This window comes from Streptomyces sp. NBC_00224, from assembly GCF_041435195.1.
In the GTDB taxonomy this organism is placed as follows: Bacteria; Actinomycetota; Actinomycetes; order Streptomycetales; family Streptomycetaceae; genus Streptomyces.
In genome coordinates, this window is sequence record NZ_CP108106.1 from 8573555 (window position 1) to 8588074 (window position 14520).

Here is a 14520-nt window from a genome sequence, read left to right on the forward strand (position 1 = left end):
CCCGGGACGCCCCGCGCTCAGTGGCTTCCCTTCTGCGCGCGCCTGCTTACGCGCGCGTCTCCTTGTTCTCTGCGTTTTTGCTGTCCTCCCTGCTCTTCAGCGCGGTGATGCCTGGGGCAGGGGGTGTTTTCTGTTTCCTTAATTGAGGGGGATTCATCCCGTGATGGGTAGATTCTGGCCAAAGGCCGGACGAATACGCGGTCGTGCGACCGCGGCAGCGTCGGGGACCCTGTCCGCGACCCTGGTCCTGGCGATCCTGGGCGGCTCGACGGCCGAGGCCACCGCCGCCACGACCGCCGGCGCCGAGCAGGCGTCGTACACCAAGACCCTGGCGACGCTGGACCGCGTGGCCGCGGCCCTGCCGAAGGCCGACGCCGCACCGCCGCCCGCACCACGCTCCGAGCTGGACAGGCTCAGCGCCGAGCGCGACCGCCAACTGGTCGAGGACTACGCCGAGTTCGACGAGGAAGACGAAGTCCGCGAGGCCGCGAAGAAGGCCCTGGAGAGCAGCGACCCGAACGCGATCAAGGACTTCCTGGAGCACGGCGAGGCCGAGGCACGCCAGCGCGCCAAGGACAAGCGTGACGGCACCGACGTCAAGAACCGCCAGCAGATCGAGGCGATGCGCGGCACCGGCGGCCCGGTGTTCAACGCCGAGGTCGAGCGGGCCCTGAAGTCCGACGCCAAGGCCCGTGCCGACTTCCTCGCGTTCGGCGCGGACATCGCCCGCGCGCAGGACAAGAAGAACGAGCAGAGCGCCAAGGAGCGCGCGGCGGAGCTGCGCAAGCGCGTCGAGATGCTGGTCGCCTCCGGCGGCCCCGAGGTCAAGAAGGCCGCCGCGGCCGCCCTGGCCACCAACGACGACAAGGTCATCGCCGAGTTCCTCGAAAAGGGCTACCAGATCGCCGCCCAGAAGGACGCGGACGACCGGGCCGCCCACGAGAAGGCGCTCAAGGAGGCCCAGGAGGCCGCGGACAAGCTCCGCGAGCTGGCCGAGAAGGCCGCCCGCGCCGCCGAGGCCCGCACCAAGCTCATCACCGCCCACGGCAACGCGGTCAAGGCCCTCAAGGAAGCGTCCAACGCGATGACTTCCGCGGCCGGACAGGCGCGCCAGGCGGACCGCATGCTGTCCGCCGACCGCGCGGGCAAGACCCTGTCCTCCTACGACAGCGTCAAGACCGAGGCCGCCCGCCAGGTCACCATCGCTTCCGGCGCCGCCAAGGCCGCCCAGGTGGCAGCCGGGCAGGCCAAGGTCCAGGCGGGTGTTCTCGTCGAGACCGGTCTGACCTACGGCACGCAGTGGTCCGACGTCGCCGCGGGCATCGCCGCGGCGGCCGAGGCGGCCGTCAAGGCGAGCCAGACCGCGCAGCACGCCATCGACGCCACCGAGGCCGACGCCAAGGGCCTGAACGCCAAGAACCAGGCCGAACTGCACGAGCAGCAGGCCAAGCAATGGCGGGCCAACGCCGAGCAGCACGCCAAGGCCGCGGCCACGCTGGCCCAAGCAGCCGAGAAGCAGGCCAAGATCGCCGCGGATGCGGCCGCCCACGCCAAGACGGCCCGTATCGCGGCCGAGAAGGCCGAGAAGGAGGCCTGGGAGCACGCCAAGAAGACCCGCGAGGCGCGAGTGGAGGCGCAGCGCCAGGCGAAGATCGCCGCCGAGCAGCGGGCGATCGCCGAGCGCGAGCGGAATCTGGCCGCACAGGCGCGGGCCCGCGCCGAGCGCGAACGGGACGCCGCCGCCGCTGCCCGGGCCCGCGCGGAGGCCGAGGCGCGCACCGCGTCCGCGGCGCGCGCGGACGCCCAGGCCGCCGCGGCCACCGCGGCCTCGGCCCGGACCGACGCCGAGAAGCAGGAAGGCATCGCGGCCAAGGCCGACGAGAACGCGCGCGGCATGGAGACCGTGTCCCGGGAGGCGTGGCGCAAGTCCCGCGAGGCCCGGATGGACGCCGACGCCAAGAAGGCGCGTGCGCAGGCCACCGCGTCGATGGCGGCCGCGGCCAAGGGCACCGCGTACTCGGTCGAGGCCCAGACCGCGGCGACCACCGCCCGGGCCGACGCCGACACCGCGAACACGGCCGCCGGTCAGGCACAAAGTGCCGCCGACACGGCGAGCGGCGCGGCGGTCCGGGCACGTACCGCCGCGACCCAGGCCGCCGGTGCGGCAGCCCGTGCACGGGCTGCCGCAGCGGAAGCCACCGCGCACGCGGCACGCGCCAACGCCGCGGCGAACAAGGCCGAGGCGGCCGCCGCCGCAGCCAACGCGGCCGCGAACCGCGCCGAGGCCGAGGCCGCCGCCACCCACGCGGCCGCTCTGCGCGCCAACACCCAGGCCGCCGAAGCCACCGCCCAGGAAGCGCGGGCCGGCGTCGCGGCCCACGAGGCCGCACGGCTGGCCGGGCTGGCCGCCGTCGAGGCCAACAACGCCCTCCAGGCGGCCAACCGCACCAAGACCGAGGCCGAAGGCGCGGTCCGCGAAGCCGCGATGGCCCGGCTCCAGGCCGGTATCGCCGTCCAGGCCTCCAACGCCGCCCGCACGACCGCGGCCGGTATCGCCGACCCGGCCAACACCGCGATCGAGCTGACCGCGCCGTTCTCCGGCAAGGACATCGACGCGGACTTCGCCGCGGCGGTGGCCACCGCCGCCCAGGAGATGGGTCAGGAGCAGGTCGCCTCGGCCGAGGCCAAGGCAGCGGAGGCCGTGAAGGCCGCCGAGACGGCCGAGGCCGCCGCGAAGCGGGCCAACGCCCAGGTCGCCCCGGCCTTCAAGGCCGCCGCCGACGCCGCCCGTTCGTCCGCGAACGCCGCACGCTCGATGGCAGCGGCGATGAAGTCCGCGGCCGAGGCCGCTGCCGACGGCGCCAAGGCCCGGGCCGCCGCGGCCCGTGCCAACCAGGCCGACGCCCAGGCACAGCAGGACGCCAAGGACGCCCGGGCAGCGGCCAACCAGGCCTACGCCGACGCCACCGCGGCCCGCCAGGCCGCCAACCAGGCCGAGGCAGAAGCCGCCCGCGCCCGGGGCGCCGCCGCCGAGGCGGACCACCACGCCGCCGCGGCCGCGGGTGCCGCCAACCTCGCCGAGAAGGAGGCGGCCACCGCACAGGGCGCAGCGACCCAGGCGCAAGAGGACGCTGTCGCCGCCGGAAAGCTCGCCGACTCCGCCGAAACGCACGCCAAGTCGGCGAAGGAGGCGGCCGACAACGCCCTCAAGTACGCCAAGGAAGCCGACGAGGTCGCCAAGAAGGCGGAGGCGGACCAGGAAGAGCGGGAGCGCAAGGCGCTCGAAGAGGCCGCCAACGCCGAGAAGACCGACATCAGCGAGCTGTCCGACGAGGACCTGGCCGATCTCGAAGAGGCCGGTATCTCGAAGGAAGACCTCGAAAAGGCCCGGGGACTGGCGGGCAAGGGCTTCGAAGACTTCCTGCTGGAAATCGGCGGTGAGGTCCTCAAGGAGTACTTCGACGTCGACAACATCAAGAAGTGCTACAGCGAAGGAAACGTCGAGGCCTGCTTCTGGGCGCTGGTCAACAACCTCCCGTGGGGGAAGGCGCTCCGGGCCATCGAGAAGTTCCCGGCGATCGCCAAGGCCATCAAGCGCCTCGCCAACATCGGGGACCTTCTCAAGGAATCGGCGGCGGCGAAGAAGCTGCTCAAGAAGAGCGATGACGTTCTCAACAAGCTCTACAAGCAGTTCGACTGCCGCAGGAAGCACAGCTTCCCGCCCACTACCCCCGTCCTGCTCGCCGACGGCACGCACCGCCTCATCAAGGACGTGCGCATCGGGGACAAGGTGGTCGCCACCGATCCCGAGAGCGGGCGGACCGACGTACGGCCGGTGACGAACTACTTCACCACCGAGGACGACAAGAAGTTCACCCGCCTCGTCGTCACCACGGCCCAGGGCCCCGCCACCGTCACGGCGACATCCAACCACCCCTTCTGGCTGACGGACCGCAAGCAGTGGGTGGACGCGGGCGACGTGCGGGTGGGAAACCGGCTGCGCACCCCCGCGGGCTCGACGCTCGCCGTGACGGGCGTCGTCAACTACCACGAGCGCCAGCGCACCCATGACCTCACGGTCGGGGAGTTCCACACCTACTACGTGGGCGTGGGAGCAACCGATGCCCTCGTCCACAACTGCACCGACCTGGAAGCAGCGGAGCGCCGATTCAGCGATCAGGCACACACCTACAAGGACCACATCAATCCGACCGAGGCGAGGATCGCGGCGAAGCTGGAGAAGGACGGCATCGTCACGAAGTGGACGGATGCGGCAACGGCGCAGGCGGCCGTGGACGAGGTGGTGAAAAAGAACGCGAAGTGGCTCACCAACAACCTCCGCAATCTGCAGCACAACGAAACCGCAGAGCTTCCCGTTCAGATGTACAGCGGAGGGTCGCTGGGAACTTTCCTCAGAAAGGACGGCAGTTCGGGTGCCGCCAGTAACAGGGTGAAAGTCGTGATCAAGAAGATCGAAAAGGGCAGGAGTCCCGACGGCAAGAAGGTTCCGGGTGGGTACTACATCTACACCGCGTATCCACTACCGTAGAGCGGGCAATGACAGAAGGACGTGCAGTGGACCCCGATTTCGGACTGACCGCGCTGGGCGGAAAATTCCACATGGACTGGCGGCATGAAGGCCAGACGCCCCGGGACTTGGTACGCCGGTGGGCCGCGCTCGTCGGAGACGACGAGGCCGGTCTCGAACGGCTGCGGCGCCTGGACGAGGACACGCGGCTGCTCCTCGCATCGCCGCTCTCGGACGATGACATCCATGCGTTGTGGAGAGCCGCCGCGATGTTCTATCCGTTCTACCCGGTCGCGGGGGAGGAGCCTGCGCGGGGCCGCGTATGGCTGACCGAGATCGAAAGCGAACTGCGGCCGTATCGCCGGGAGCCGGGGGGTGAGCCTGCTGTGGGGGCGATCTCCGACGTCGAGAGTGCGGCGGTCGTCGCTCTCGCTGGACGTCTGGCACCACAAGCCGGGCTACCACTGGAGCCCTTGCCGGCCCACACCGTGATCGCCGCGGTGGAACGCTGCGCGATGCAGGTGAGTGCCGCACTCGCCTTCCGGTTCCTGGTGCACGCCTACTCGGCATACAGCAGTCCGGTACCCGCCACTTCCTGGGACGTGTTCGAGGAGCTGAACCGCTCTTTCGGATATGGGGAGTTCATGCTCGCGACGATCGAATACCTCCGGGAGGAATAAGTCACTCCAGTGCTCTGGCCCGGCCGGTTCTGCCGGGGTATGACTGAGCGCTGGACAGGGACGCGGAAGCGCCTTCCTCGCCGGGACGAATGGACCTCTCCAGGTCTGTGGTCCCCCGAGGGAGGCGCTTCCTGCTTCATGGGTGCTTGACGTGCTCCCCGCCCTAAAGGACGGGGATTCCAGCCTGGGCCGTCAGGTCCTTCTGGTGGCTTCCTGCTTCACGGCGCTGTGCGGGCACGGATGCCCGTCTTACCGGCGCTCCACTGGCGTTTAGCCGGTCCGCTTGTCCAGCGGCCCGAATGTTTTTGGCGGCGTTGATGTCGCGGTCGTGGACGGTCCCGCACTCCTGGCAGGTCCACTCACGGACACTCAGGGGCTTGGGGCCGTCCTTGATCCCGCAAGCGGAGCAGACCTGAGAGGTCGGCTCGAACCGTCCGATCTTTGCGAAGTGCCGGCCGTGTTTGGCGGCCTTGTACTCCAGCATGTTGACGAACGCCGACCATCCGGCGTCGTGCACGGACTTGGCGAGCCTAGTACGTGCGAGACCGGACACCGCGAGGTCTTCCACGTACACCGCTTGGTTGTCGCGGATGATCTTCGTGGATTCCTTGTGGTGCCAGTCCCGCCGCCGGTCCGCCACGCGGGCGTGCTGGCGTGCGACCTTGATACGGGCCTTGGCCCGGTTCTTCGATCCCTTGGCCTTGCGGCTGAGGTCCTTCTGCAACCGCTTGAGTTTCTTCTCGGCGCGGCGTAGGAAGCGCGGGGCGGAGATCTTCGTACCGTCTGAGAGGACGGCGAATGCGGACAGGCCGAGATCGATGCCGGTCTCGGTGTCCAGTTCGGGCAGGAACTGCGGGTCGGTGTCCACGACGAACGAAGCCCAGTAGCGGCTGGCCGCGTCCATCGTGACCGTGACCGAGGTCGGCATGGCTGGAAGCGGACGAGACCAGCGCACCCGCAGGTCCCCGACCTTCGCCACGTACAGCTTGCCGTTGTCGCGCAGGGAGAATCCGTTGGCGGTGAGTCGGATCGACTGCCGCTGGTCCCTCTTGGACTTGAACCTGGGCGGCGCGACCTTCGGTCCCTTGCGCTTGCCGGTGACCGAGGAGAAGAAGTTCCGGTAGGCGGTGTGCAGATCGCGAAGCGACTGAACCAGTGCCACCGAGGACACCTCACCCAGCCACAGTCGTTCCTCTGTGCGCTTCGCGGCGGTGATGACCTGCTTTTGCAAGTCGGTGTCCTTGATGTACGGCAGCCCCGCAGCGTGTGCTTCCCGACGGGCCCTGAGGCCGTCGTTGAAGACCACGCGGGCGCACCCGAACGCCCTGGCCAGCGCGTGGCGCTGGGCGGGCTCAGGGTACACGCGGAAGCTGTACCGGAGCTGCACGGCCGCGATCCTATCATTTGGTCTATGGCTACCGATGGCGAATACAGGCGTGGCAGGCACGTGGTGTCTGGGATGCACGTTCATTTGGTCTTCGTGACCAAGTACCGGCGTGGTGTGTTCAACGACGAGATGCTGAACGTGTGCGAGGCGACCATGCGGAAGGTGTGCGAGGACTTCGAGGCTGAGCTAGTCGAGTTCAACGGCGAGGATGACCACGTGCATCTGCTGGTGCACTACCCGCCGAAGGTAGCCGTGTCCGGCCTCGTGAACAGCCTCAAGGGCGTGTCCGCCCGAATCCTGCGCCGGGACTTCACCGGCCGAGTGAACCGGGCGATCATGCACGGCCACTTCTGGTCGCCCAGCTACTTCGCCGCGTCCTGCGGCGGCGCCCCGCTCACGGTGGTGCGGCAGTACATCGAACAGCAGCGTCGGCCGCTATAGCTTCGCTCTGCGGACCGTTCCGGCCTACCCCGCCCTGAAGGACGGGGCTTGCGCCGGGCCCAAACGGTCACGGCGGAGCCGGTGTCACGGGCGATTCCCCCTCCTGTGACCTCACGCCCAAGGTCCTCACGCCAAACGGTCCTCACGTCATTCGGAGACATCCCATGCCCACCACTGCCTCGCCCGGCCACTCCTCCGGCCACTCCTCCGGCGGCGATTCCGGGCGAACTTCCGCCTACCGCTTCACCGTTCTCGGTCCCCTTCGCGTGCACGACGGGTCGGCCGAGGTGCGCGTCGGCGCGCCCCAGACGCAGGCGGTGCTCGCGGTCCTGCTGCTACGGGCGCGTACCCCCGTGTCCCGCCGGGAACTGATCGCCGCGGTCTGGGGCGACGAGGCCCCGCCCGGTGTGCTGGGGTCGTTGCACACCCAAATCTTCACCCTGCGTCGGCTGCTGGAGCCCGGCCGGGTACCCCGCGCCACCGCGCGCACGCTGCTGACGACGGGCGACGGCTACACGCTGCGCGTCGCCCCGGAGGACGTCGACCTGACGGTCTTCGAGTTCCGTACGGCCGAGGCACGGCGGGCCTGGGCCGCCGGTCGGCCCGAGCGGGCGCGGTCACTGTTCGTCTCCGCGCTGGACCTGTGGCGCGGCAGGCCGCTGGCCGGTGTGCCCGGCCCGTACGCCGAGGCCCAGCGCACCCGGCTGGAGGAGCTGCGCCTGTCGGCGGTCGAGGCCCGCTGGGAGGCCGAGATTGTGCTGGGCGGGCACGACAACGCGATCGGTCCGCTGCGCGTGCTGGCTGCCGAACACCCCTGGCGCGAGCGGGTCCACGAGTTGCTGATGACAGCGCTGTACCACGCCGGACGGCAGGCGGACGCGCTCGATGTCCACGCGCGCGTCCGCCGCGCGCTCGCCGAGGAGCTGGGCACCCGCCCGGGTCCCGGCCTGGACCGGCTCCATCAGGAGATCCTCAACCCCGGACCCGGGCGGCAGGCGGGCGACGCGGCCGAGCGCCGCGCTCCGGACCGGTCCTACGGACCGGCTCAACTGCCCCAGCACATCGCCGACTTCACTGGCCGCAACGATGAGGCCGACCGGCTGTGCGCCGCGCTGGAGAAGGGCGGGATCGTCGCCGTCAGCACCATCAGCGGGATGGGCGGCATCGGCAAGACCGCCCTGGCCGTCCACGTGGCCCAGCGGATCCGCCACCGCTTCCCGGACGGGCAGCTCTACGTGGACCTGAGGGGAACCGACCCCCGGCCCGCGGAGCCCATGGAGGTGCTGGGCCGCTTCCTGTGCGCCCTCGGCGTCCGCGCCGGTTACCTCCCGACGCTGCCCGAGGAGCGGGCCGCCCTCTACCGCTCCATGCTCGCCACCCGGCAGGTGCTCGTCGTGCTGGACAACGCCCGCGACCCGGCCCAGGTGCGCGACCTGCTGCCCGGCGCGCCCGGCAGCGCGGTGCTGCTCACCAGCCGCTCCCGGCTCGTCGGCCTGACCGGGGCCACCCTGGTGGACCTGCGGCCCATGGCGCGGGCTGAGGCCCTGGAGCTGCTGACTCGGATCGTCGGCGAAGAGAGCGTTTCCGCCGAGCCGGAGGCCGCCGTCGAGGTGCTCGACGCCTGTGGCCATCTGCCGCTCGCCGTCCGTATCGTGGCTTCCCGGCTGGTCGCCCGGCCGGACCACGCGCTCGCGGAGACCGTCGCGCTGCTGGCGGACGAGCGGCGCCGCCTCGGCGCGTTGAAGGCGGAGGACACCGCCGTGGAGACGACCTTCCGGCTCGGCATGGAACTGCTGGACGCCGAGCACGTCCGCGCCTTTTGGCTGCTGGCCCTGCCCGAGGTGCCCGAACTGAGTGTGCCCGTCGCCGCGGCGCTGCTCGCCCGGCCGGAGTGGGAGGCGGAGGAGCTGTGTGAGTCGCTGGTGGATCTGAGCCTGCTGGAGTCGGTCGCCCCCGGCTGCTACCGCTACCACGACCTGCTCCGGCTCTTCGCCCGTCAGACCGCATTCACCGAAGTGCCGGACCACGAGCGAACCGCCGCACTCACCCGACTGCTGGAGTTCTGCCTCGCCACCGCCCTCGACGCCCACCGGGCGTCGCTGCCCGACGACGTGTTTCCCGGGCACGTAGCCCCGCTGCGCTGCGAGGGCCTGGACTTCACCGGCCCGCAGAAGGCCACCGCCTGGCTGCTCGACGAGCAGACGTCGCTCCTGGGGCTCATCGAGCAGGCGGCCGGCGACACTTCGCTGTCGCTGACCGTTTGCGCGGACCTGCTGCTGGCCGCGGACCCGCTCGGCCGCCTCGGCGCGCAGCCCTACGGCATCGAACGCGCCGCCCGGACCCTGGCCGAGGCCGCGCGCGCCGCCGGCCACCGCACCGCGGAAGCACGCGCCCTGTACATGCTCGGCAGCTCCGTGCAGCACCGCTTCGCCATGAGGCTCGGCACCCCATCCTTGGACCGGGCCATCGAGCTGTGCCGGGCGGCCGGGGACCGGAGGCTGCTCGCCCACGTCCTGATCACACGGGGCGGAGGCGCGCTGGCCCTGCGCGACTTCACCTTCGCGCACACCCTGCTGACCGAGGCGCTGACCCACAGCAGGGCCCTGGCCAGCCGCGGCATCGAGGCGTACGCGCTCGGCTTCCTCGGCCTGGCCCTGCTGGCCACCGGCCGGGCCGAGGAGGCACTGGCGCACTGCCGCGAGGCGGTCGCCGTCACCCGGGCGACCGGGGACATCGCGGGTCAGGCCAACGCGCTGCACAACCTCGGCCAGGTCTGCCTGCGGACCGGACGGACGTCCGAGACCTTCAACCACCTGCACGAGAGCCTGCGCCTGTGGCGGCAGACGGGCTCCCGCTTCCGCGAGGGCCTGCTGCTCGGCGCGATCGCCGAGGCCCACAACCTCGCGGGACGACCCGTGGAGGCCGCCGAACACGCCGCGCGGGCACGGGACATCGCCGAGGCGCGCGGCGACGCGGGCATCCTCGCCCGAGCCCTAGCCCAGCTGGGCCACGCCCACCGGGTACAGGGCGACACCGACGAGGCCCGGGAGCACTACCGCCGCGCGGAGAGCGTCTTCCGCGAGCTCGGCCTGCCCGACGCGGACGATATCGCGCGGCACCTCAGGGAGCTCTGACCCGCAGCGGGCGGGGCAGAGACCGCGTCCCCCCGGCTGGGGAACCAGGTGGTCACCAACTGGTGACCACCCCAGAGACCGTGGTCGAACGCCAGCTGGCCGCCTACAACAGCCATGACCTCGAAGCCTTCGCGGCAACGTATGCCCCGACGTCTGCATCAACCGCCGCGGCGGCGGCCGCCTGCGCGGGCGCGACGCGGTACGGGAGGCGTACGGCGACATGTTCGCCAAGGGTCGCTGTCGGGCCGAGAACGTCGGCCGGCTCACTGAGGGCGACTGGGTGGTGGGCTCCGGCGCGGTCGTCGAGTGCGACGGCGACAGCCGGTGCGGCATCGGCGCGGGCACAACGCTGTACGGCGGCGCCCGGATCCGCGCCACCGGCGGCGCGGTCGTCACCATCGGAAGGGACACCGGGATCGGCGACGGCGGAGCGCGGATCACGGCGGCAGGAGACGGCGAGATCCGGATCGGCGACGGGGTGCGGATCTCAGGCGGCGCCGAGGTGATCGGCCCCGGCCTGCTCGGTGCCGGCAGCCAGGTCCGCGGCCCGGTCTCGGCCCGCTCCATCGACCTGGCTGCCGGCCGCCCGTACACCCATCCCGACCCGGACCACCGGGGCGCCGTCCTCAAGGGCTTCGGCCGCGCCCATGGCATCCGCCTCGGCACCGGCGAAGTCCTCAACGGCACCGGCGACTTCGCCACCGCCCCGGTCCAACGCCAGCGCCACTACCACCCCGACGCCCCGCACCTGCCGGAGCTTCCCTGCTCATGAACGACGTCAAGCAGTGGGGAACGAGGTGGGCTGAGGAGACGGAGGCTTGAAATCGGTCCAGCTCGTGGCCCTGCGGCTACGGAGTGAGCCAGCCGCGCAGGAGTCTGCTGACGGCGGGCATCGCCACGTACGTCATGAGCACGTTGAAGACGCAGGCCACGATCGCGCTGGCGAGTAGGAGGGGGAGTGCGGTCAGGCGTGGCACGAGAAAGAGGCTTCCGAGTACGGAGATCGGGTAGATCGCCAGGGTCGCGCTGATCGCCATCTTCCATCGGGGCGGCGCAGGCCGTGTCGAGCCCGGCTTGGCGAACCAGGTCTCCATGCCCGTCAGTTGGCGCCGGGCGATCTCGGTGTGGTGGTGTCCCTCGCAGTCGGCGAACCAGGCCGCCCGCTCCGCCGACTCCTGCCAGGCACGGCATGCCTCCGCGTCCCGGAAGCGGTGGACGAGGAACCAGGGGGCGTCGCCGCCGGAGGAGCGGAAGAGTCCGTATCCGAGGTGGCCGGGGAAGGCGGCCGCGCTTTCGAGGATGCCCCTCGCCCACAGCTCGAAGGCGGCCTCGTGGCCCGGCTCCACCCGGCGAGCTATCAACAGGGTCACCTCTCCCGTGTCGACGGGAACAGTGGCGTGCTCAAGGCTGACCGCGGTCACACGAACTCCTCATGATCTCACCGCGCCCGCCCACACCTTACGTGTTGGATGCCTCGCTGGTGCCTGGAGGTGCGGTGGAGTCTGCGTCCCATCTGCATGCCGACGGCGCGGACGCCTGTGAGGGCCTGCTCGACGAGCAGCCAGCGCGGCGAGTCACTGCCCGGCGTACGCGCCGGGACGGGTCCTGGTCCTACGTACGCTCCGCAGGCTGTCATCGGCGATGCGCTACTCAGGCAGCGGACTCGACCACGGTGGCGATGAGCTCCCGGTTCTCGGGGGCGCCGCCTCCACCGCCGAAGGAGAAGCGGCGGCGGGTGTAGCTGTAGGCGATGCCGCTGCGGGGGTCGGCGAACGACTGGGCGCCGACCGCGCCGCTGTGCCCGAAGGCGTCGGCGCCCAGGCTGGGGTAGCGGACCGCCTGGGCCTCGAACCCGAGGAGGAAGTGGTCACGCTCACCGGTCACCACGTCGGTGCCGGAGGTGTGCGGCGTGGTGAACTCGGCGAGCACGTCCGGCTTCAGCAGCGGCGCATGGCCGTCGAGTTCACCGATCGCGGCGGCGTACATCCGTGCCAGACCACGGGCGGTGCCGACACTTCCGGCCGAGGCAGGGCCGAGCGCACGCACGGCGCGGGTGTTGGCGAACTCGACGAGATCGGTCGGCTCGGGAGCGTTGAAGTTGAAGGCGATACCGGTGAGGGAGTCTGGGGCGGGCAGGTTCGCCTGGGCGATTTCCTGCTGGTGCGGCAGCAACGGCTGGACCGGCAGATAGCGGTGCTCCTGGTCGGCGGGCAGGCCGAGGTGGAAGTCGAGGTGGTGGGGCGCGCGGATCCGCTGCTCGAAGACTTCCTGCAGCGAGGTCCCGGTGGCACGGCGCACCACCTCGCCGGTCAGGGCGCCGATGACGAAGGCGTGATAGCCATAGGCGGTGCCCGGGGCCCAATAGGGCTTCTGGGCGGCCAGCCGGGCCGCGAGCAGCCGGTCATCGGCGAGTTCGGCGGGCGTGAAGCCGCCGTCAACGCCGATCAGTCCGGCCTTGTGGGCCAGCAGATCCCGCACGCTGATCCCGGCCTTGCCCTCGGCGGCGAATGCGGGCCAGTACGCGGCGACCGCGGTGTCGAGATCGATCACGCCGTCCTGGGCCAGCAGCGCCAGGACCAGGTGTGCCGCACCTTTGCCGGACGAGAACAGCCCCAGCAGCGAGTCCCCGGTCAGGCCGGGGCCGGTCCACAGATCCACCACCTGCCGGCCTCGGTGGTAGACGGCGAGCTGCGCCGAGAGACCGGGCTCCGCTTCGGCGGCCGAGGCGAGGCGGTCACGTACACCCTCGAAGCCTCCGGCGACAGTGCCGTGCACAACGGTGCTGGTGGTGGACATCTCACGTGCCTTCTTTCTGGTCTGAAGGACGCAACAGGCGGTATGAAGCAGCTCTGTGACTGCGTCCTCACGGCGCTGGGCCGGCCGTGATCAACAACGACTACGGTATAGTCACCGATGATTACCGTCAACATAGGTGACTAACTTGAGGGATGGCTGGCCGATGCGTCGGAGTGAGACCAAACGCGACAACCCTGACCTGGGGATTCTGGCCGCCGGCCTGCTGTTCGGCATCCAGCGTGAGCTGTTCGCGCGGCTGGCCGAGGACGGCTTCGGTGACCTGCGCCCGCAACACGGCGCGATCCTGGCATTCCTCGACGCCGAGGGCAGTCGTGCCACTGACCTGGCGCGCCGCTCCGGCCAGCACAAACAGGTAGTCGGCAAGCTCGTCGACGAGCTCGAAGCCCTCGGCTACCTATACCGGGAGCCGGATCCCGCGGACCGACGTGCCAAGCTCGTGCTGCCCACCGGGCGGGGCCTGGCGCAGATGAAGCGCTCCGACGCCATCCTCGCCGACATCGAGCGCCGCCACGCGCACGAACTCGGCGCCGACGACTACGCCGCGTTCAAGCACGCGTTCACGAAGCTGGTCGACCACCAGCGCCACCAGTCGACCAAGGCCGGCTCCTGACGTTGTCGTCGAAAGTCATCGAATGTCGTCAGTGAACCTCTTTCATCCCTTCTCCGGAGGGTGAAGGTGCAGGTCAGCAGGGGTGCCTGTGACATGGCGAAGCCCCCGTCGTTGGTGTGGTGATTCCACTCATCACATCGACGCCGGGGGCTTCGTTGGTTCCGTATCCTGCCATGCTCGATGTGCCGCACGAGCTTGTTGAGCATGTTTCCTGGCTGCTGCATGCCCGCAGACTGGAGATCAACTCGCCCTGGCGCAGGCTCGGTTGCTTCAAGCAGGCTCTTCTTGCGCTGGCTCATCTACGGAAGAACGAGACGTTCGCCCAGCTCGGGGCAGGTTTCGGTGTGTCCGAAGCCACCGCATGGAGGTACGTCGACGAGACACTCGAGGTCCTGGCCGCCTGGGCACCGGGCCTGCGAGAAGCTCTCGTCGGCCTGGGTGACGGCGACTTCGTCATCGTTGACGGCACCCTGATACCCACTGACCGGATCAGGGCGGGCGAGCCCTACTACTCGCAGAAGCACAAGAAGCACGGGATGAACGTGCAGGTCATTGCCCGTCCCGACGGGACACCCCTGTGGTTCTCGAGGGCTCTGCCCGGCCGGACCCACGACCTGACCGCGGCCCGTGCTCACGGAATCGTCCAGGCTTGTCTGACCCGGCAGATCCTCATCCTCGCCGACCGGGCCTACCAAGGAGCCGGTGCCACCGTCCGTACTCCCTACTACCACCACCGCATCCAGCCGTCGCAATACCAGCGGTTCAACCGCGTACACGCCCGCCTCCGGGCTCCGGGCGAACGCGCCTTCGCCCGCCTCAAGTCCTGGCGCGTTCTTCGCCGGACCAGATGCTCCACCAACCGCGTTGGACGTATCATCGCGGCCGTTCACACCCTCCTCACCTGCAGCTATTCAAGATGAAAG

The 14520-nt window shown here is 70.2% G+C and carries 10 protein-coding genes; 7 read left to right on the forward strand and 3 right to left on the reverse strand.

Annotated elements, in window-relative coordinates; genetic code table 11:
- Window positions 1-163 precede the first annotated feature (163 nt).
- The gene (locus tag OG965_RS38330) at window positions 164-4549 is read left to right on the forward strand and encodes a polymorphic toxin-type HINT domain-containing protein (RefSeq protein WP_371656700.1); all 4386 of its coding nucleotides are present in this window, start codon (window positions 164-166) and stop codon (window positions 4547-4549) included.
- A 26-nt stretch (window positions 4550-4575) separates the two neighbouring features.
- A complete protein-coding gene (locus tag OG965_RS38335) occupies window positions 4576-5208 on the forward strand; it encodes a hypothetical protein (RefSeq protein WP_371656701.1) in 633 nt (210 codons plus the stop codon).
- A gap of 163 nt (window positions 5209-5371) precedes the next feature.
- Here the strand turns inward: OG965_RS38335 and OG965_RS38340 are convergent, their stop codons facing one another.
- Window positions 5372-6595, reverse strand: a complete 1224-nt coding sequence (locus tag OG965_RS38340; protein ID WP_371656702.1) for an RNA-guided endonuclease InsQ/TnpB family protein — start codon at window positions 6593-6595, stop codon at window positions 5372-5374.
- Window positions 6596-6619: 24 nt separating this feature from the next.
- Here OG965_RS38340 and tnpA point away from each other — a divergent pair, with 24 nt between their 5' ends.
- From tnpA to OG965_RS38355, 3 genes are all read left to right on the forward strand, one after another.
- Entirely contained in the window at window positions 6620-7036 is a 417-nt protein-coding gene (tnpA, locus tag OG965_RS38345; protein ID WP_371648450.1) for an IS200/IS605 family transposase, read from the forward strand.
- 164 nt (window positions 7037-7200) lie between these two features.
- A complete protein-coding gene (locus OG965_RS38350; protein ID WP_371656703.1) occupies window positions 7201-10170 on the forward strand; it encodes a BTAD domain-containing putative transcriptional regulator in 2970 nt (989 codons plus the stop codon).
- 220 nt (window positions 10171-10390) lie between these two features.
- Window positions 10391-10942, forward strand: a complete 552-nt coding sequence (locus OG965_RS38355) for a hypothetical protein (RefSeq protein WP_371656704.1) — start codon at window positions 10391-10393, stop codon at window positions 10940-10942.
- A 76-nt stretch (window positions 10943-11018) separates the two neighbouring features.
- Here OG965_RS38355 and OG965_RS38360 read toward each other — a convergent pair whose 3' ends face one another.
- The gene (locus tag OG965_RS38360) at window positions 11019-11591 is read right to left on the reverse strand and encodes an antibiotic biosynthesis monooxygenase (RefSeq protein WP_371656705.1); all 573 of its coding nucleotides are present in this window, start codon (window positions 11589-11591) and stop codon (window positions 11019-11021) included.
- Window positions 11592-11820: 229 nt separating this feature from the next.
- Window positions 11821-12966 (reverse strand): serine hydrolase domain-containing protein, encoded by a 1146-nt coding sequence (locus OG965_RS38365; protein ID WP_371656706.1) that lies wholly within the window; start codon window positions 12964-12966, stop codon window positions 11821-11823.
- A gap of 163 nt (window positions 12967-13129) precedes the next feature.
- On the opposite strand from OG965_RS38365, the gene OG965_RS38370 reads away from it, so the two are divergent.
- Together OG965_RS38370 and OG965_RS38375 are read left to right on the forward strand one after the other, a co-directional pair.
- A complete protein-coding gene (locus tag OG965_RS38370; RefSeq protein ID WP_371656707.1) occupies window positions 13130-13597 on the forward strand; it encodes a MarR family winged helix-turn-helix transcriptional regulator in 468 nt (155 codons plus the stop codon).
- A 116-nt stretch (window positions 13598-13713) separates the two neighbouring features.
- Window positions 13714-14517 (forward strand): transposase family protein, encoded by an 804-nt coding sequence (locus OG965_RS38375; RefSeq protein WP_371656708.1) that lies wholly within the window; start codon window positions 13714-13716, stop codon window positions 14515-14517.
- Window positions 14518-14520 lie beyond the last annotated feature (3 nt).